The 19,398-nt window shown below is 34.5% G+C and carries 15 protein-coding genes; 5 read left to right on the top strand and 10 right to left on the bottom strand.

Features of this window, described 5'->3' with window-relative positions; all coding sequences use genetic code 11:
- Window positions 1-18: 18 nt before the first annotated feature.
- The gene (locus tag ACFWV9_RS01450; RefSeq protein ID WP_411893454.1) at window positions 19-1,770 is read right to left on the bottom strand and encodes a glycosidase; all 1,752 of its coding nucleotides are present in this window, start codon (window positions 1,768-1,770) and stop codon (window positions 19-21) included.
- Between the two features lie 189 nt (window positions 1,771-1,959).
- On the opposite strand from ACFWV9_RS01450, the gene ACFWV9_RS01445 reads away from it, so the two are divergent.
- Window positions 1,960-3,609: a solute:sodium symporter family transporter gene (locus ACFWV9_RS01445; protein ID WP_411893453.1), complete on the top strand. Its 1,650-nt coding sequence runs from the start codon at window positions 1,960-1,962 to the stop codon at window positions 3,607-3,609.
- Window positions 3,610-3,627: 18 nt separating this feature from the next.
- A complete protein-coding gene (locus ACFWV9_RS01440; protein WP_411893452.1) occupies window positions 3,628-5,295 on the top strand; it encodes an alpha-glucosidase in 1,668 nt (555 codons plus the stop codon).
- Here the strand turns inward: ACFWV9_RS01440 and ACFWV9_RS01435 are convergent.
- The 6 genes from ACFWV9_RS01435 to ACFWV9_RS01410 all read right to left on the bottom strand — a co-directional run bounded on the left by ACFWV9_RS01435 (window position 5,290) and on the right by ACFWV9_RS01410 (window position 11,614).
- Window positions 5,290-6,039, bottom strand: a complete 750-nt coding sequence (locus ACFWV9_RS01435) for a DUF1080 domain-containing protein (protein ID WP_411893451.1) — start codon at window positions 6,037-6,039, stop codon at window positions 5,290-5,292. The two genes, ACFWV9_RS01440 and ACFWV9_RS01435, sit on opposite strands and share 6 nt — an antisense overlap.
- 5 nt (window positions 6,040-6,044) lie before the next feature.
- A complete protein-coding gene (locus ACFWV9_RS01430) occupies window positions 6,045-7,103 on the bottom strand; it encodes a sugar phosphate isomerase/epimerase family protein (protein ID WP_411893450.1) in 1,059 nt (352 codons plus the stop codon).
- Between the two features lie 26 nt (window positions 7,104-7,129).
- Window positions 7,130-8,272, bottom strand: a complete 1,143-nt coding sequence (locus ACFWV9_RS01425) for a Gfo/Idh/MocA family protein (protein ID WP_411893449.1) — start codon at window positions 8,270-8,272, stop codon at window positions 7,130-7,132.
- A gap of 5 nt (window positions 8,273-8,277) precedes the next feature.
- On the bottom strand, window positions 8,278-9,510 hold the full coding sequence (locus tag ACFWV9_RS01420; protein WP_411893448.1) for a nucleoside permease: 1,233 nt from the start codon (window positions 9,508-9,510) through the stop codon (window positions 8,278-8,280).
- A gap of 2 nt (window positions 9,511-9,512) precedes the next feature.
- Window positions 9,513-10,478 (bottom strand): sugar phosphate isomerase/epimerase family protein, encoded by a 966-nt coding sequence (locus ACFWV9_RS01415; RefSeq protein WP_411893447.1) that lies wholly within the window; start codon window positions 10,476-10,478, stop codon window positions 9,513-9,515.
- A 92-nt stretch (window positions 10,479-10,570) separates the two neighbouring features.
- Window positions 10,571-11,614, bottom strand: coding sequence for a helix-turn-helix transcriptional regulator (locus ACFWV9_RS01410; RefSeq protein WP_411893446.1), 1,044 nt, complete (start codon window positions 11,612-11,614; stop codon window positions 10,571-10,573).
- A 136-nt stretch (window positions 11,615-11,750) separates the two neighbouring features.
- On the opposite strand from ACFWV9_RS01410, the gene ACFWV9_RS01405 reads away from it, so the two are divergent.
- The 3 genes from ACFWV9_RS01405 to ACFWV9_RS01395 are packed head-to-tail and all read left to right on the top strand — an operon-like array spanning window position 11,751 to window position 14,932.
- Window positions 11,751-13,463 carry a GMC oxidoreductase gene (locus ACFWV9_RS01405; RefSeq protein WP_411893445.1) on the top strand — a complete coding sequence of 571 codons (1,713 nt, stop codon included), beginning with the start codon at window positions 11,751-11,753 and terminating at the stop codon, window positions 13,461-13,463.
- A 13-nt stretch (window positions 13,464-13,476) separates the two neighbouring features.
- A complete protein-coding gene (locus ACFWV9_RS01400) occupies window positions 13,477-14,115 on the top strand; it encodes a gluconate 2-dehydrogenase subunit 3 family protein (protein ID WP_411893444.1) in 639 nt (212 codons plus the stop codon).
- A 16-nt stretch (window positions 14,116-14,131) separates the two neighbouring features.
- Window positions 14,132-14,932, top strand: coding sequence for a DUF1080 domain-containing protein (locus tag ACFWV9_RS01395; protein ID WP_411893443.1), 801 nt, complete (start codon window positions 14,132-14,134; stop codon window positions 14,930-14,932).
- 1 nt (window position 14,933) lies between these two features.
- On the opposite strand, the gene glpK is transcribed toward ACFWV9_RS01395, so the two are convergent.
- Genes glpK through ACFWV9_RS01380 form a run of 3 tightly spaced genes read right to left on the bottom strand, consistent with a single transcriptional unit; the run spans window position 14,934 to window position 19,379 of the window.
- Window positions 14,934-16,421 (bottom strand): glycerol kinase GlpK, encoded by a 1,488-nt coding sequence (gene glpK / locus ACFWV9_RS01390; protein WP_411893442.1) that lies wholly within the window; start codon window positions 16,419-16,421, stop codon window positions 14,934-14,936.
- A 6-nt stretch (window positions 16,422-16,427) separates the two neighbouring features.
- Window positions 16,428-18,002 (bottom strand): FAD-dependent oxidoreductase, encoded by a 1,575-nt coding sequence (locus ACFWV9_RS01385; protein ID WP_411893441.1) that lies wholly within the window; start codon window positions 18,000-18,002, stop codon window positions 16,428-16,430.
- Window positions 18,003-18,005: 3 nt separating this feature from the next.
- The gene (locus ACFWV9_RS01380) at window positions 18,006-19,379 is read right to left on the bottom strand and encodes an MGH1-like glycoside hydrolase domain-containing protein (protein WP_411893440.1); all 1,374 of its coding nucleotides are present in this window, start codon (window positions 19,377-19,379) and stop codon (window positions 18,006-18,008) included.
- Window positions 19,380-19,398: the final 19 nt, after the last annotated feature.

Raw genomic sequence — 19,398 nt, 5'->3', positions numbered from 1 at the left:
GAATCGGGTTTTTTGGTTTTAATAGTCAAACTGTTTCTCAGAGTCCAAGTATGAGTAATTCACCTTGAACAATAATGCTTCTAAATCCGCTTCTAATTTTACATAAGCACCATTATTGTTCCAGACCAAAGATAATTTAGAATCTGAAGTGGGATTTATTTTTATTTGCCCTTGAAAGGCCTTATGCGTATTTCTTAATCTTATTAATTCTAACTGATTGCGTACTGACTTCTTTTTTAAACTTTCAAGAATACTCTTGCTGGATAATGTACTTCTATTAATTTCTTTGTGACCACCATTACCAGCTTTTTCAACTGCATCATAATCATTCTTACCTTCAAAAATATCTAAATACCATATCTGTGGAATACCTGGCATAAACAGTTGTATAGCTCTTGCCAATAGCATTTTTCTTGAATCTTCCCCAAGTGCACTAAAATAAGTTGCATTAACTTGGTAGTAGGAGACCTTCTTTCCATCTGGACCATATAAGTTTTTAACCTTTCCTCCTCTTTGAATAATTAAATGCATTAAAGATTCTATCTCAAAATCTTCCAATAAACCTTTATTATAAGAGCCGTTGACTTCCTTGCCTTTTAAATCCAAAACCGGTATACCATCATGACAACCAAGCATATTAACTACTCGGTAATCATTTTCGATAATTTCATTTATCCACTTTAACAATGGTTTATTTGTCTTTTGTTCAATGGTATGAATCATTAAGCCTGGAAGAAAAAAATCATAGATTTGATATCCTCTTTCTGAGACTTCCCTATGTAATCCTAAACCATATTCTGCATGGATTTCTGGTAATAAGATTAATTCGTTTTTATCTGCTATTTCTTTTATTCTTTCTAAATATTGCCATGTCCCTGGATTATTAAAAAAGTTAGATTCGCCAATTTCTTTATGTAAATAAGCAAAGGCATCTAACCTTAATATACTGCATCCAAATGATTTGAGTTTTGCTAAGGTTTCTTTGTAAAATTCCCAGACAAGCTCTGACTTGGCATTAACATCCATTTGACCTAAATAAGTTCTTTTTTTCTTGAGAATATTAATTACAGAAGATTTAAAATTCTTGAATTCTCCAAAATCTACAGTATGTAATTCCTCAATTTCAAGAAATTTACTATTTACAAGATCACAAATGGATTGTGCATTTTTTTGAGTTAAGCCTTCTATTTCAGCTAAATCTTCGACACTTATTGAGTTATATGTTACTTTTTGATAAAATGTATTCCAATACGGTTGTTCTGAACCATCCGGGAAAACCACATTTAAGATTGGTAATCCAGACTTTCTCATAAAGAGTTTATCTAAATGTTTTTTATTTGGAATAACAATACCATCGTCATTCATCACGCCATGGTCTTGCCAGAACAAATTCCAATTAATAAAGAAATCCTTGTACTTTGAATGTTCACCTTTTTCCAACAAATCTTTGAATTGAGGAGAAGCAACCGAAAGATGATTTAAAACAATGTCAAACTTTAGATCAATACCAAGTTCCTTAAGATTCATAAGGTCATCTTCTATAACCAAATCTTTGTTTAAATTATAATCTATAATGGAAAAACCTCTATCTAAATCACTATTAAAAAATGTGGGTAAAATATAAAAAAAAGAAAATGTGTCCTTAAACTCTGGAAACCTCAACATGCTTACAATATCGCTTAGCGTTTCACCAATACTGTCTGGATATGCATTAAGCATTACACCATTAAATTGAGATGTCTCATTGATTCGGTTTTCGTCTTGGTTCATTCCTAATATTCGTTTAGAATTTAAAATTACAATTCAGAAAAATGGTATTGAATAAAATTAAGATAAAACTATTTCAATTTTTAACGAAAAGCATTTCGTTCGCAAATAATTAATTCATTTCTAAAATTCGCAAACCCTTAATTCGTTTTTTTATATATTGTTAATCAATACTAACTAACTAATAAATAAATGCTTTCAATTATTTCCTTTATAGGCTTTACAGCCCTTGTTGCTGTAATTGCATGGTATGCAACACGAAAAACGGACGAATCTTCGGCAGATGGATTTTACTTAGCAGGTAGAAGTCTAGGAGCCTTAACCATAGCAGGTTCACTACTCTTAACTAATCTTTCTGCAGAACAGATTGTAGGGCTTAACGGTTCTGCTTTTAAGGAAGGTTTAATGGTAATGGCATGGGAAACGTTGGCTGCCATTGCTATAATTTTTGGAGCAATATTTTTACTACCAAAATACTTGGGATCAGGTATTACGACGATACCTGAGTTTATTGAAACCCGATTTGATAAACAAACTAAAGCACTTTTATCATTATTATTCTTAGTAGCCTATACCATAGTGTTACTACCCACAATACTATATTCTGGATCATTAGCCTTTAGCACTATGTTTGATTTACCAGAAATGTTAGGGCTATCGCAAAACGGCGTTATTTGGGTTTGTGTATGGAGTATCGGTATTATTGGTGTTATCTATGCAATTTTTGGTGGCTTAAAAGCAGTTGCAGTTTCAGATTTAATTAATGCCATTGGCTTGTTAGTTGGCGGTTTACTTATTCCTGTATTCGGTTTACTGCTAATTGGTGATGGAAGTATTGGCGATGGCATAAGTATCTTATTTAAGAGCAATCCTGAAAAATTCAATATGCGAGGAGAAGTAGATTCATCTATTCCATTCGGAACCCTTTTTACTGGTATGATGCTAGCTCAGATTTATTATTGGGGAACAAATCAATCCATATTGCAACGTGTATTTGCAGCCAAAAGCCTTAAGGAAGGTCAAAAAGGGATGCTACTTGCCGCCTTTGTAAAATTTATTATTCCTATAGTAGTAGTATTACCAGGTATTATTGCCTGGCACGTTTTTGATGGAAATTTAGAAAATGCCGACCAGGCCTATCCGGCACTTGTTAAAAAAGTACTACCAACAGCGTTTATTGGTTTCTTTGCTGCAGTATTATTTGGTGCTGTATTAAGTTCATTTAATAGTTTATTAAATAGTAGTGCCACACTATTTGGGTTTGACTTATACAAACAATATTTTAATAAAGATGCTACAGAGAAAGAAACCGTAAAAGCAGGTAAAAAATTCGGTTTGATTGTGGCTACAATAGCAATGCTTATTGCACCATTTATTGCCAATGCACCTGATGGTTTATTTAGTTATATACAGCAGTCTCTTGGAAGTTTAAGTGTTCCTATTTTGGCTGTTGTAATAGTTGGTGTTTATACCAAAAAAGTACCAGCTGTTGGCGCAAAATTAGTTCTTTCGGTTGGTGTAATTTTATACCTGATAAGTTTAATTTTCTTAGAGCCTTATTTCAGAGGTGCAGCTGAAGCGCAAGCAATTGCAGACGGAATAACTAATGCTAATGAAATAGGTATTATAAAAGCAAATGCCTATCCGCATTATCTTCATGTTATGGGCATATTGTTTGTTGTTAATATATTAGTGATGCTCATTCTTGGTAAAATAAGACCAAAGAAAGATGAGTATACACCTAAACAAACAGAAGTCATAGATACTACACCTTGGAAACATGCCATAACGGTCAGTATCATAATTGCAATATTAGTATTAACAACATACTTTATTTTCTAAAATTTCAGCATATTAGTTATGAAGAAGACTTGGTGGAAAGAAGGTATTGTTTATCAAATTTATCCTAGATCTTTTAATGATACCACTGGTAGTGGTCTAGGTGATATTCCTGGTATTATTGAAAAGCTTGACTATATCAAATCGCTGGGTGTTGATATTATTTGGCTTTGCCCAGTTTACGAATCGCCAAATGATGACAATGGCTATGATATATCCGACTATAGAGCAATATCTCAAGAATTTGGTGGATCTGAGGCATTTGATGAGCTATTAGAAAAAATGCACGAAAAAGGACTTAAATTGGTCATGGATTTGGTTCTAAATCATAGTTCTGACGAACATGAGTGGTTTAAGGAATCGCGTAAATCTAAAGACAACCCTTATAGAGACTACTATTTTTGGAAACCATCAAAAAATGGAAAAGAACCGAATAATTGGACATCTTTTTTTAGTGGACCTGCATGGTTAAAAGATGATTTCACTGATGAATACTTTCTTCATTTATTTACTAAAAAACAGCCTGATCTGAATTGGGAAAATCCCAAAGTCCGCAAGGAAATACATGAAATTGTAGATTTTTGGTGCAAAAAAGGAGTAAATGGTTTTAGGATGGATGTGATATCCCTTATATCTAAACAACTCGATTTCCCAGATACCGAATATCCTGAGGATTATGGTAAAACCATAAAAAACTACTATGCCAACGGTCCACATATTCATGAATACCTAAATGAACTCAACAAAAAAGTATTGTCTAAATATGATATTATGACTGTTGGTGAAGGTCCCGGTATTGATTTGAGTAATGGGTTAGATTACGTGCATGAAGACAGGGATGAACTTAATATGATTTTTCATTTCGACCATATGTTTATTGATAATGGTGTTGGCGGTAAATACGACCCAATAGATGTACCACTACCAAAGTTTAAAAAAGTATTTAATGATTGGGATAAAAAACTTAAGGATAAAGGTTGGGGAAGCATCTTTTTAGGAAATCATGACTTTTCTAGAATGGTTTCTCGGTTTGGGAATGATTGTATTGAACACCATGTGAATTCGGCAAAATTACTCGCCATGTTATTACTATCCATGAGAGGAACAACATACATCTATCAAGGTGATGAAATAGGAATGACGAACGTTGCTTATCCATCTATAGAAGACTATAATGACGTTGAAACTTTGGGTAGTTGGAATGAAGCCATTAAGAGAGGCGAAAAAATGGATGAATTTTTAAAACTAGTTCATAGGCAAAGCCGAGATAATGCCAGAACTCCAATGCATTGGAACAACAAAATAAATGCTGGATTTTCGCAAGCTAATCCTTGGCTAAAAGTTAATCCAAATTATAAAAAAATAAATGTTGAAAATCAAGAAAACGACCCTAATTCTATATTGAATTTTTACAGAAAAATGATTGCAATTAGGAAGACTAATAATGTACTAGTATATGGCGAATATCTTTGCCTAAATGAAGCAGATGATAAACTGTTTGTATACAAACGTTGGGATAAATCAGATTCCTATATCGTTCTCTTAAATTTCAGCGATGAAACTCAAACAACAGAACACATTGATTCAGATATTAAAGAATCACATTTAGTTATTTCAAATTATAACGATAATCACTCTTTTTATAATCTAAGACCTTGGGAGGCTCAATTGAGAAAACTTTTATTATAGCTTTTTGATCTTTATGTCTTTAAACCAAACCTTATCACTGTGGTCTTGCAGTCCTATGTGACCGGTTTTATATTTTCCAAATCCTTCCCAGTCTTTGAATTTAGAATTGGCTACCAAATCATCCCAGCCCTTACCATGCAGAGGAAAATCCATGACTTGAGTACCATTCATTGATACTTCTGCAATATTTGCATCTTGATTAACTTCAATTACACATAGATTCCACTCTCCTGCAGGATTGATATGCTCATCAGGACAAGCAATCATATCATATAAAGAACCTGCTTTGTGCGTACCATTTGCAACGAATGAATCAGGGTGGCGTTCATTATCTAAAACTTGAATTTCAGGACCTGTCATATAGGCTTCAGTGTATTTTTTATCTTCATGTACACTCCAAAAAATTCCGCTATTTCCACCTTTTGAAACCTTCCATTCCAGTGAGAGAATAAAATTAGTGTAAGTATTTTTAGTGATTATATTCTTACCACCTTCTTTTCCAGGTGTAAATGCCAAAGCTCCATCTTCAATTGCCCACTCTGGATACATATCTTCTGCCAAATAGCCTCTCCACTGATCTAATGATGTTCCATCAAACAAAATTTCCCACTCATTTTCATTTTTTTCCATTTCGGTAATCTCTATTGTTTCTTCAACTGTTCCTTTTGTAGTCTTTGTACTGTCATTACATTGCATTAGCCCAATTGAAAGTACACTTACTACTGCTATTAATTTAATTTTCATAGATTTTAATTTAATCCTAATATTTCTCTTAATTGATTTTCGTCTTTATCATCACCTCCAGCAAAATCATCGAATGATTTTGTCGTCGCTTCTATTATATGATCTTGAATAAATTTAACGCCTTCACGAGCACCTTGTTCCGGACTTTTTATCACACATTCCCATTCTAAAACAGCCCAAACGTCGCATCCATATTCCGTTAGTTTTGAAAATACTGATTTAAAATCTATTTGTCCATCGCCAGGTGAACGGTATCTACCAGCACGATCTTTCCAATCATTATAACCACCAAATGCACCCTTTTTACCAGTTGGTTTAAATTCTGAATCTTTAACATGAAAAGCTTTAATAAATTCATGATAATGATCTATATATTTTATATAATCTAGTTGTTGTAGAACAAAATGTGAAGGATCGTATAAGATACTCACACTCTTATGATTACCTGTTGCTTCTAAGAAACGTTCAAAAGTATCACCATCATGGATGTCCTCTACTGGGTGCACCTCATAACACACGGCTACACCCTTGTCTTTAAAAACATCTAAAATTGGCAACCATCTATCCGCTAGTTCCTTAAATCCTAAATCAATTAATCCAGTCGGTTGTTGAGGCCAAGGATGCATAAATGGCCAAAGTAAAGATCCTGAGAAAGTAGCATGGGAGGTCAAGCCCAACTTATTGCTAACTATTGCTGCTTTTTTCATCTGATCTGTTGCCCAAGCCGTACGTTCCTTATACTTTCCTTTCAAATTTTTTGGTGCAAAAACATCAAACATAATATCATGCGCAGGATGCACTGCAACCAGTTGCCCTTGAATATGTGTACTAAATTCTGTGATTTCTAATCCATAACTATTGATTCTACCTTTAAATTCATCACAATACACATCGCTTTCAGCTGCAATATCTAAATCGATAATATGCTTATCTAGTGTGGGTATCTGAACACCTTTATAACCCAGGCCGCTTGCCCATTTGCATAAACCATCTATGGTATTAAATGGTGGTTTTTCATCCATAAATTGTGCAAGAAAAATTGCAGGTCCTTTTATTGTTTTCATTTTATAAAAATGCTTATATCAATATTTTATTCTGTGTCAATATCTACCCAGACATTTCCTTTCTTATGAGACTCTACAGCTTTTTCTATAAAGTGTACGCCTCGTAAACCATCTATTACAGTTGGGTACTCACTATGATCATAATCTTCATTTCTTATAGCCCTAGCAACACCTTTGTAAATATTGCCCATAGAGTCAAAAATACCTTCAGGGTGGCCAGGTGGCAATTTTGTACCATCTAGTGAGAGATCACTATTGTAAGTATGGCCAGGTTTCAACACTCTCAATGGGTGTCCATCTTCCAACAAATACAAGTAATTAGGATTCTCTTGTTCCCATTTTAAACCTGCCTTATCTCCATAAATCTGAACAGTGAAGTTGTTCTCCTCACCTGTTGCAATTTGACTTGCTCTGATTACCCCTTTTACATCATTATCGCAACGTATTAACACAGTTCCATCAATATCCATTTGGTTATCATCATATAGATAGTTGAGATCTGCTAAAATTGAATTAACTCTTATCCCAGACATATACTCTACCATATCAAAGGCATGTGTACCAATATCTCCAATACAACAACTAATACCAGATTTTTCAGGATCAAGACGCCATGTTGATTTACGTTTTTCCTTATCATGAATTATGGGATTTATCCATCCTTGATAATACTGCGCATCTATCTTTTGGATTTTTCCTATCTCACCATTCGCTATCATATGGCGCATTTGCCTTACCATCGGATAACCTGTATAAGTATAGGTAACAGCAAATATTGTTTTTGCCAATTTTAATGTTTCATGAAGAATCTTTGCTTCTTCATAAGTAGTTGTCATTGGCTTTTCACATATAACATTAAACCCATTTTCCAATAATTTCTTTGCCATCGAAAAATGAAGGAAATTTGGTGTAAGTATTGAAACAACTTCAATCCTTCTATCCTTTGAAAGCTTTAACTCTTCTTCAATTAAGGTATCTAAATCTCTATAAACCTGTTCGGTAGAAATACCTATTTGATTAGCGAATTTTACACTTTCATCTAACGACACATTAAAAACACCTCCTACAAGTTCATACCTGTCATATATTGCAGATGCTACTCTATGCAAAACACCAATTAAGGAATCTCCTCCTCCTCCTAAAATTCCTAGTCTAATTTTATTACTCATTTATTCTATGAATCTTTATATTCAACTTTCTCATTTTTAAATAAAAGGGCAAAAAGTACTAAAACAACTGCCGCAAAAATAGAAGGGAACACCCATATATCTTTCCAGCTGTGCAGACCTTCACTAATTAAATTTTGATCTACAATTTGTCCTGCCACCCAAAATCCAACTAACATACCAACTCCATAAGTTGCCAATGTTATTAATCCTTGAGCTGCACTTTTAACTTTTTCACCTGCCTTAGAATCTGTATAGATCTGTCCAGATACGAAGAAAAAATCATAACATATACCATGTAATGCAATTCCCAGAATTATCATAAAAAACAACTCTCCAGCATTTCCATATGCGAATAATAAATACCTTATGGTCCATGCCAACATACCAAACAATATAGTTTTCTTAAAACCATATTTTTTAAAGAAGAAAGGTAAGAGCAACATAAACAACACTTCAGACATCTGACCTAATGAAGCCCAAGCAGTTGAATTTTCTACTTTATACTCCGTTAAATACGGACTTATATTTTGATAATAAAAGGCAAGTGGAATACATATTAAAACCGAAGACAAAAAGAAAATTAAGAAATTTCTATCTCTAAGCAGCTTTAAAGCATCTAATCCCAGAATATCGGAAAACTTCACTTCCTCATCTTTGCTCCTAATAGGAGGTGTTTTTGGAAGCGTAAAGCTAAACAAACCTAAAATCGTAGATGCTATCGCTACCATTAAAAATGTATTGGACAGCATGCCCTTACCAATATTTTCAATAGAATCCCATTTAAAAACAAAGCTGATAACAAGACCAGCAATAATCCATCCAACGGTTCCCCAAACTCTTACGAATGGAAATTGTTTTGCCGGATCGTCCATTTGATTAAAAGAAACTGAATTAACCAATGCTAAGGTTGGCATATAGGCTATCATATAACCCAAAACGTATGGATAAAATGCATTGAAATCAGTAGACTGAGCCATTAAATACATCAGAATCGCTCCAATTAAATGAAGTAGACCTAAAATCTTTTCTGCATTAAAAAAACGATCAGCAATTAATCCTATTATAAAAGGCGCTATAATAGCTCCCCAAGATTGAGTTGAATATGCCATGGCCGTTTCTGCGCCAGATGCACTGAGGTTATTTCCTAGAAAGGAACCCATTGTAACAAACCAGCCACCCCAAATAAAAAATTCGAGAAACATCATTACGGACAGTTTTGCTGATGTAATTGATTTCATAGTTAGTTGAGTTTATTTGCTGATTTTATCAATAGGTCTTTTGTGGCAATAATTCCTTGGCGCTCATCTAATATTTCATTTTCATATTCAACACTAATGTATCCATTATAACCTGAATCTTTTATTATCTGCATTAATCTATCAAAATCTAGGGTGGTTTCATTTCCATTTTCATCAAACTCATAAGCTTTAGCACTGACTGCTTTTGCCTTAGTCATCAATCTTCCGAATCCTTCATACTTATCAGGGTATTCTTCAGCACAATCTCCCCAATTTTCATCCTTGGTTCTTTTAATACACCAATTACCAAAGTCTGCAAGTGTACCACAGTTAGGAAGATTTATTCTCTCTATTACAGGTATTAATAATCTTGGATCAGATGAGTACCATCCATGGTTTTCAGCAAGAACACTAATGTTTTTTGTAGCTGCATATTCAGACAATCTTTTTAAGCCGTCATAAGTTGTTTCTGACCACTCTTCAGGATTATAAGAACCAAAGGTATTAACTCTGATAGCATGGCATCCTAAATAGGCTGCTGCATCTATATATTTTCTGTGAATTTCTACAGCTCTATTTCTTTTTTCTTCATCAGAATGAGATAAATCACCTGCAAGATCTACCATTATCAAAACATTATCAATACTATATTTTTGGCTCTCTTTTTTCCATCGCTCAATAACTACATCAAATCCCAAACTATCAATTTGTTTCTCATACAATTGATCAACCCATTCCACAGCATCAAATCCAAGTTCTTTTGCCACTTTGGGAAAATCAAAAGGATCTAATCTGCCCGTTTCAATTTCTCTATGCAGTGACCATTGGGCCAATGAGTATGAATACCCTTTAGCTTCATTGGTTTCTACCAATTTTTCTTCTTTCATTTCGGTTTCTTTTTTTTGATTTTGGCAACCCATTAAGATAAATAAACAAAGGGCAAGAGGAATAATAATATATCTTTTCATGAACTGATAATTAGAATTAAGCAATGAAAAATACTCAATTAAGCAAGTATTTCTGTTTATTTTTATTCAGTGAAAGAATTTATACAAATGTATTATGATTCTGGATATGCTGACAATGACATTTTAACAAGATTTCGCTTTCGATATTCATTAGGTGAACATTTCTCATGTTTTTTGAATACCGTTGAAAAATATTGGCTTGTTGTAAATCCACAGATGTAAGCAACTTCACTCACGGTTAAATTACCCTTTTCTAAAAGTATCTTTTTTGACATCTCCAGCCTTCTCATAGTTAAATACCGCATTGGTGTAAGATTAGTAAGCTGTTTACAATGATGAGTAAAGCGTGTCAATCCAACACCAGCACTCTTTGACATTTTTTCAATATTCCAATCTTCTGATAAATTTTTATCAAGTTCTTTTAAAAAAAACTGAACACTCCTTGAGCTATCGGTTAGAGACTCATTTAACACAATATCTTCAGTCTTAAGCAAGTCTAATATTAAGATAAGTAAATAATTAACCAGTATTCTAATTCTTGAAGCATTACTGCCATTTCTATCAGTATTTACTGCAACATTTATTCTCTTAAAACAGCTACGGATCTTATCATCCGTCTTTAATATTGACTTTTCATTTTGCCTTAAAAAAATAGTCAGTTGTTTTAAATCTTCCTGAGTTAATGTAATCCAATCAGGCCAAACCCATTCCTGATGTGGTCGCCTAACACCTAAATCAATAATAACCCAATAAAATTTGCCCATCCCAATATTTGGATTACCAACTTTATGGGCTTCCCAAGGCCTAGTAATTGTTAAATGATTAGGTGTTAAAAGAACCTCCTTATTTTCTTGTGAATACGGCATAGTACCTGACTCCAAAAAATGAAATTCAATACCCTCATTTCTATGCCAATCCAAACCCCAATCCTGTGGTTCATTTGCATCCCAATACCCAATACTATTTAAACCTAAAGTATTGTCATCTAATCTGTCTCCAGGATACGTATGACGTGCTAATGCTTTAAACTTTAATTTATTCCTTTGGCATGCATCAATTAAGGGAAGACATGTATCGGCATGATAGACAACACCATCCGCTCTAAATGGCTCAATTTTCTGTATGTTTATTTTCACTGAAATATTTTAAACAAATATAACTTGTAAATTAACTAATTTTCTTTTTTCAAAAAATATTTTTGATATTTTCTGAGCATTCCACAATATTATTAAGCTATTTTTATGAATTCGATTTTTGGACTAAACTAACAATATGAAGAACAACACTAATAAGAGTACAACCCAATATGACGCAATTGTTGTTGGCACAGGAATTTCTGGAGGCTGGGCCGCCAAAGAACTATGTGAAAAAGGACTAAAAACATTAGTTCTTGAACGAGGCAGAATGGTAAAACATATTGAGGACTACCCAACGGCCACTTTAGACCCTTGGGATCTACCTAATGGAGATAGACCGACTCAAGAGGATGTTAAAAGACAAGAAAAACAACACAGAACTGGCTACACAACACGACCATCTCGTAAACATTTCTTTGTTGATGATATGGACCATCCTTATAATGAGGATAAGCGTTTTGATTGGATGAGAGGTTATCATGTTGGTGGAAGATCATTGATGTGGGGAAGACAGAGTTATAGACTGAGTGATATTGACTTTACGGCAAATATGAAAGATGGCAATGGTGTTGATTGGCCTATACGATACAAAGACTTAGAAAAGTGGTATGATTATGTTGAGGATTACATTGGTGTAAGTGGTGAAAATTTAGGTCTAAAACAGTTACCTGATGGTAAGTTTTTAAAGCCAATGGAACTTAACTGTGTAGAAACCCATTTAAAAGAAAGCATATCAGATAATTTTGATGATAGAGTGCTTACTATTGGTCGAACGGCTCATATCACTGAGGGTACTAAACCTGGGCAAGGTAGAATGAATTGTCAATACAGAAATAGATGTATGAGAGGATGTCCTTTCGGTGCTTATTTTAGTAGTAATTCTTCGACGCTACCTGCTGCAGAAGCAACAGGGAACATGACCCTAAGACCATTTTCAATTGTTCATGAGGTAATCTATGACGACAAAACAAAAAAAGCAACTGGAGTAAGAGTGATTGACGCTGAGACTAATGAAACATTTGAGTTTGAAGCTAAAGTCATTTTCTTATGTGCGTCTGCAATTGCTTCGACATATATTTTGATGAATTCAAAATCTGATAGATTCCCGAATGGATTAGGAAATGACTCAGGGGAACTTGGTCATAATTTAATGGATCATCATTTTAAGGCTGGTGCCTATGGTAAATTTGATGGTTTCCAGGATAAGTATTATTCCGGTCGCAGGCCAAATGGTGTTTATATTCCAAGATTCAGAAATTTAGGTGGTGACACCGATACAAAAGATTTTATTAGAGGTTATGGTTATCAAGGTGGCGCAAGTCGTGGTGATTGGTCTGAAAGTATAAGAGAACTTAGTTATGGTAAAGAATTAAAAGAAGCCATTTTAAAACCTGGTGGATGGACTATGGGACTCACTGGGTTTGGTGAGACATTACCCTACCATGAGAATAGAATGTATTTAGATTATGATAAAAAGGATAAATGGGGATTACCTACTGTGACCTTTGATGCTGAATTTAAAGAAAATGAAATCAAAATGCGAAAGGATATGATAGCACAAGCTATGCAGATGCTAGAGAAAGCTGGCTTCAAAGACATAGAACCAATGGACTCAATAGGTGCTCCAGGTCTTGGAATTCATGAAATGGGTACAGCGAGAATGGGAAGAGACCCAAAAACATCAGTTCTCAATAAACACAATCAAGTACATAGTGTGAAAAATGTCTATGTAACTGATGGTGCAGCAATGACCTCGGCAGGTTGCCAAAATCCATCATTAACTTATATGGCATTAACAGCAAGAGCGGCTGAACATGCTACTAACGAACTGAAAAAAGGGACATTATAAAAATATCAGAATCATGAAAAGAAGAGATGCAATTAAAGGTTTAGGATTATCTTTTGGAGCTTTGCTTGTTGGATCAAGTGCATTGAGTTTATTACAAAGTTGTTCCAAAGAAACAGGTCCAATATGGGAACCCGTGTATTTTAATAAAAATCAAACACAATTGCTTAATAAGATAACGGATATCATATTGCCTAAAACTGTCGATTCTCCCAGTGCAACCGAAGTAAATGTTCCGCAGTTTATCGATAAGTTTATAAAGGAAGCATATGAGGTCGAAGCCCAAGACGTCTTTAAACAAGGGTTTACTAATCTTTGTAATGTTCTCATGAAAAATACTGAATTGGAAGACCTTAGTGATGTTAAACCAGAAGACATAGAAACTGTATTAGCTCAAACATTAAAGATTAGCAAAGAGGAAGAGAAAGTATTTTGGGAATCTTTTGAAGAGGCCATAGAAAACGAAAAACCAATTTCTGATGTAATGGCTACTTACGTTGCACTAAACGATATACGAGGGCTATGTATTTTTGCGTATACCAATTCTGAGACTGTTGGTAAAGAGATATTGGTTTATAAACCTGTACCTGGCAAACAAGAGGGTTGTATTGACCTTAGCGAAACGGATGGCAAAGCATATTCGTTATTCTGGTAAAATCAAATATTTAGTAATGTCCAAGTTTATAAGATTCACACTTGTTTGTGCTCTTGCTATAAGCATTCTGGCTTGTAAAAAAGAAACTACAAGAAAGGTTAAAATTGAAAATCAATGGGTGAATTTAGTATCTAAAAACAACTTGGATGACTGGATAGTAAAAATAAAAGGTCATCCTGTTGGGTATAATTTCAATAACACATTCAAAGTTGAAGATCAAGTACTCAAAGTTGATTATACTGAATATTTAGACACTTTTAATAACACCTTTGGTCATATTTATTATAAAGAGCCCTATTCCAATTACAAACTTCGATTAGATTATAGGTTTCTTGACAATCAAGTAGCGGATGGTGAGGCTTGGGCATACAAAAATAGTGGCGTAATGATTCATTGTGAAGATCCCAGAAATATCCCTTTAGATCAAGGGTTTCCCGTTTCTATAGAAGTGCAGTTACTTGGTGGTAATGGTACAGATGAAAGACCTACTGCCAACCTATGTACACCAGGAACTCATGTAGAAATTGATAATCAATTAGTTACTGATCATTGTATTAATTCTACTTCAGAGACATATCATGATGAGCAATGGGTTCACTTAGAAATTGAAGTTTACCACGATTCTATTATTAGACACTTCATAAATGGAAAAAAGGTTATGGAGTATAACAAACCTGCTTATGGTGGCGAGTATTCCTCTGATTTGTCTATATCACTAGAGGGGAAACGAGTAAAATCAGGCTATATTTCTTTACAGAGTGAGAGTCACCCAATTGAATTTAAGAATATTGAGCTTTTAGAATTGGTAGACTACTAAATTAATCATCTAACCAATTTTTACTCCTATTTACGGCTTTATGCCACAATTTAATGAGCTTCAGTTGACCTTCTTTATTAGTATTTGGCTTAAAGGTTTTGTCTATTTCCCATTGTTTTCTTAACTCCTTTTTACTCTTAAACATCCCTACTGCCAAACCCGCTAAATATGCGGCACCTAATGCTGTGGTTTCTAAATTAGTTGGTCTAACAACGTCACAGTCAAAAATATCTGATTGTATTTGAAGTAATAAGTTATTTGCAGATGCACCTCCATCTACCCGTAATTCCTTTATTCTCGTATTTGAATCGCTCTCCATAGCCTTTACGATATCATAAACTTGAAGCGCAATTCCTTCTAAAGTTGCTCTTGCAATATGACCCTTGCTAGTACCTCTAGATATGCCAAAAATACTTCCTCTTGCATATGGATCCCAATAAGGTGCTCCTAATCCTGTAAATGCAGGAACAACAACTACATTATCACTATCTGTCACAGAACTGGCCAATGCTTCAATCTCCTTAGCATCATCTATTAAATTAATTCCATCTCTTAACCATTGTACTGCCGCACCACCTACAAACACGCTCCCTTCTAGTGCGTATTGCGTTTTTCCATTAATTTGCCAAGCTACTGTAGTTAATAACTGATTCTGCGAAGCAACAGGTTTTTCACCCGTATTCATTAACAAGAAACAACCAGTCCCATAAGTGTTTTTAACCATTCCCTTCTTTACACAAAGCTGACCGAATAACGCTGCTTGTTGATCACCAGCAATACCACAAATAGGAATTTTTACATCGAACAGTTCAGTATATCCATAAATCTCTGATGAAGACTTTACCTCTGGTAAAATAGTATTTGGTATATCAAAAAGTTTCAATAGTTCATCATCCCATTTAAGAGAATGAATATTAAATAACATGGTCCTAGAAGCATTGCTTACGTCCGTCACGAATACTTTACCTCTAGTTAATTTAAATATCAGCCAAGTATCAACTGTACCAAAGCATAAATTCCCATTTTTGGCAAGGTCCATAGCGCCTTCAACATTATGCAATATCCATCTAAGTTTTGTCGCTGAGAAATAAGCATCAATTATTAATCCTGTTTTTTCCTGTATTAATTCCTCATAGCCGTCGGTTTTGAGTTCGTCACAAAATGTAGCAGTTCTTCTGTCTTGCCAAACAATTGCGTTATAAATTGGTTCTCCTGTTTCTCTATGCCAAACAATAGTTGTTTCTCGCTGGTTGGTTATACCAATTCCTGCAACTGTCTTAGCAGATATATCTTTTGATAGTACTGATTTTATAGTTTTAAATTGTGATTGCCAAATAGCTTCAGGATTATGTTCTACCCAACCATTTTTTGGAAATATTTGTTCAAAATCTTGCTGTGCAGATGCTATAGGTTTTCCTTCAGAATTATAGGCGATGGTTCTACTTGATGTAGTACCTTGATCTAATGCTAAAATGACTTTCTTTGACATAATACCTTAAATTAAATAGCCTGATGCCAGATTTTTAAATTCTTCGACTTGACTGTTTTTCCAATCCTGAGTTCTATTCAGCTCCTTTTGAAGAATAGTTGCCACTTTTTCAGCACAATCCAAAGATGCTTGGGCATCCAAGAATAATAGTCTTAATCTCCTTGCAAGAACATCTTCAATTGTTCTGGCCATTTCAAAACGTGCCGCCCAAACGACTTGCCCTACTGTATATTGATAATCATTGTGCAACAACTCTTTCAGGCTTGAATCGCCTTCCATAAACTCTGCCAATAACTTTGCGTCACTTCCATATACCCAATAAACACCATTTAAACTCATCTTTTCTTTAGATGAAATATTACCATGAATTGAAAGTGATTTGGTTTTCGATGGCTTCTTTTTTAAACTATGGGTCTCTATGGCATCATTAACAACATCTTCACTCATTTCCCGGTAAGTCGTCCACTTGCCACCAACAATTGTGATCAATCCACTCTCTGAATGAATAATTTTATGACCTCTTGAAATTTCCTTGGTATTACTTCTATCCCCTTCAGGTGCTACTAGTGGTCTAAGACCAGCAAAAACGGATTTTACATCTTCTCGAGTTGGAGCCTTAGTAAAATACTCCTGAGTCGTTTCTAATATAAAATCTATTTCTTCTTCGAGTGGTTTAGGTTCAAAACTTGGTTTATTAATTGGTGTATCAGTAGTACCTACAACAACTTTATTATGCCATGGAATTGCAAAAAGCACACGACCATCGCTTGTTTTAGGCACCATTAATGCTGTTTCACCTTCTAAGAATGATTTATCTAATACAAGATGAATCCCTTGGCTCGGTACGATTTTAAGGCTTTTCTTTTTTCTGCCAGCTAGTTTTAAAATCTTATTGGCAAAAACACCTGTAGCATTAATAACCACCTTAGCATTTACAGAAATCTCTTCATCTGTTTCTGTATCTAATGCATTTACACCATTGACTTGATCTTCTTCATCTTTGAAAATATCGTTTACCTTAAAATGATTCAAAGCCACAGCACCTAATTCACAAGCGGTTTGGGCAAGATTAAGCGCAAGTCTCGCATCATCAAATTGACCATCTAAATACGTTACACCACCATTAAGTCCTTTTGGTTTTAAATTTTTTATTTTTTTATTTGCTTTGTTGGCAGAAATAATCCTAGAACCTCCTAGTGATAGTCTAGCTGATAACCAATCATAAATAGTTAAACCAAAACCATAATAATATTTAAACCACCAATTATAGCTTGGTATTAAAAAGGTTAGCCTTTTAAACAAGTGGTTGGCATTTTTTTCTAGAAGACCCCTTTCTCGTAAGGCCTCAATCACTAACTTAATGTTTCCTTGAGCTAAGTATCTTACACCTCCATGAACTAATTTGGTACTTCTGCTCGAAGTCCCTTTCGCAAAATCATAGGCTTCAAATAGTGCAACTTTAAATCCTCTAGATGCTGCATCTACTGCAATACCTAAGCCACTTGCACCACCACCAATCACAACAATATCAAATTCCGTTGTAGCTTTTAATAGCTTAATCTGTTCATCTCTGTTAAACATTAATTATGCATCTTTTATATATTCATTATACATCGCTATCGGAAATAGTGCTGTCCAGCCACAAAAATCCTTCTTTGCAGGCATACCGTAGGATACTAAATCAGGTGCATAGTTCTCCCAAAATGTTCCAGTGGCTTTATATACGGTAGCTACATTTTCATAAGTTTTTTTAGCTATAGATTTTGCCAATTCATCCTCTCCGTAAGCAGTTAATCCTCTTAATACCATATAACTTGTTGGTGCCCAAACACCTCCTAACCAGTAATCGCCCCAACCTAAATAATCAGGATCTGCAGCAGATAATGCAGGTAATGGCATTTTACGACTAAATTCATCCTCATTGGTCAAATAAGAGAGGAACCTCTCAAGTTTATCTTCAGTTACCACTTTACCTAAAAGTGTCCAATACATACCTATATGCCTGCGCACAACTTGCTTATCAAATCCTAAATCATAATAAAATCCATCTGCCTCACTCCAACATTTATCATTTATTGCTTTTGCCACTTTGGAATGAAATTCGTCAAACGTATCAATATCTGCATTTTCGCCAATCATTTTTGCCATTTCTTTTAGTTGAAGACTGAACATAGCCATTTGTGCTGAAAAATCCACCAAACGAGCTTGCTTATTCCAAACACCTTGTTTAGTGTTCACATATTCCGAAATAAAGGTGTTTAGTTTTGTTTCATCAGAGGCATTCATTCCACTTATTTTTTGTCCAAGTTCATGATGGGTCATACCATTGCCTTCTATTGGCTCCCAATCTCTTGGTGCTCTAGGAATATTGTCCATTCCCATGCCCAAGGTATCGCCATAAAACAGATTATCCTCCATCATGTAGTTATTTACATGAAATTGAAAGTTCTTTTTTAAGATTGGATATACTTTTTTGATTCTCTCAACATTTTTAGAGATTTTAAATATTTCAGATTCTGCAAATGCTAACAATGGCGGATTAATGGATACGGGATGTTCTTTTGACCATAAAGGTTCCCCGTTTTGACGATATTCTCTGCAGATATACCCATCGTCTTCTATACGGTCGTAAAAATTATCAAGTGCTTGATAAACCGGTAATTCATCCAAATGATATTTGGCGAAACAACACATAAAGCAGGTGTCCCACAGAAAAATATTAGGTGAAAAAGCAGCATCTATAAAAGGTGCTTTAAAAAAGGGTTCATTATCACCACCTCTAACCTTTTTCTTTGTTATCTCTAAAGCTGTTTTATACATGTTTTCGGCCAATTCATTACTCACCTCTGTTGATACTTTCTTTGCTACCTTATCTTCATCACAACCTATTAATAATGAACTAGCACCTACTGCTCCTGACGCCAAAGCTATATTTTTTGCAAATTCTCTTCTTTTCATACTATTCGGATAATTAAGT

Source organism: Winogradskyella sp. A2 (assembly GCF_046762865.1).
Classification (GTDB): Bacteria; Bacteroidota; Bacteroidia; order Flavobacteriales; family Flavobacteriaceae; genus Winogradskyella.
This window is presented reverse-complemented; position numbering and strand designations above follow the sequence as displayed.

Bases quoted from the DNA above. Each gene is read 5' to 3' on its own strand.
- ACFWV9_RS01450 (WP_411893454.1), bottom strand. From the start codon at position 1,770: ATGAACCAAGACGAAAACCGAATCAATGAGACATCTCAATTTAATGGT.
- ACFWV9_RS01445 (WP_411893453.1), top strand. From the start codon at position 1,960: ATGCTTTCAATTATTTCCTTTATAGGCTTTACAGCCCTTGTTGCTGTA.
- ACFWV9_RS01440 (WP_411893452.1), top strand. From the start codon at position 3,628: ATGAAGAAGACTTGGTGGAAAGAAGGTATTGTTTATCAAATTTATCCT.
- ACFWV9_RS01435 (WP_411893451.1), bottom strand. From the start codon at position 6,039: ATGAAAATTAAATTAATAGCAGTAGTAAGTGTACTTTCAATTGGGCTA.
- ACFWV9_RS01430 (WP_411893450.1), bottom strand. From the start codon at position 7,103: ATGAAAACAATAAAAGGACCTGCAATTTTTCTTGCACAATTTATGGAT.
- ACFWV9_RS01425 (WP_411893449.1), bottom strand. From the start codon at position 8,272: ATGAGTAATAAAATTAGACTAGGAATTTTAGGAGGAGGAGGAGATTCC.
- ACFWV9_RS01420 (WP_411893448.1), bottom strand. From the start codon at position 9,510: ATGAAATCAATTACATCAGCAAAACTGTCCGTAATGATGTTTCTCGAA.
- ACFWV9_RS01415 (WP_411893447.1), bottom strand. From the start codon at position 10,478: ATGAAAAGATATATTATTATTCCTCTTGCCCTTTGTTTATTTATCTTA.
- ACFWV9_RS01405 (WP_411893445.1), top strand. From the start codon at position 11,751: ATGAAGAACAACACTAATAAGAGTACAACCCAATATGACGCAATTGTT.
- ACFWV9_RS01400 (WP_411893444.1), top strand. From the start codon at position 13,477: ATGAAAAGAAGAGATGCAATTAAAGGTTTAGGATTATCTTTTGGAGCT.
- ACFWV9_RS01395 (WP_411893443.1), top strand. From the start codon at position 14,132: ATGTCCAAGTTTATAAGATTCACACTTGTTTGTGCTCTTGCTATAAGC.
- glpK (WP_411893442.1), bottom strand. From the start codon at position 16,421: ATGTCAAAGAAAGTCATTTTAGCATTAGATCAAGGTACTACATCAAGT.
- ACFWV9_RS01385 (WP_411893441.1), bottom strand. From the start codon at position 18,002: ATGTTTAACAGAGATGAACAGATTAAGCTATTAAAAGCTACAACGGAA.
- ACFWV9_RS01380 (WP_411893440.1), bottom strand. From the start codon at position 19,379: ATGAAAAGAAGAGAATTTGCAAAAAATATAGCTTTGGCGTCAGGAGCA.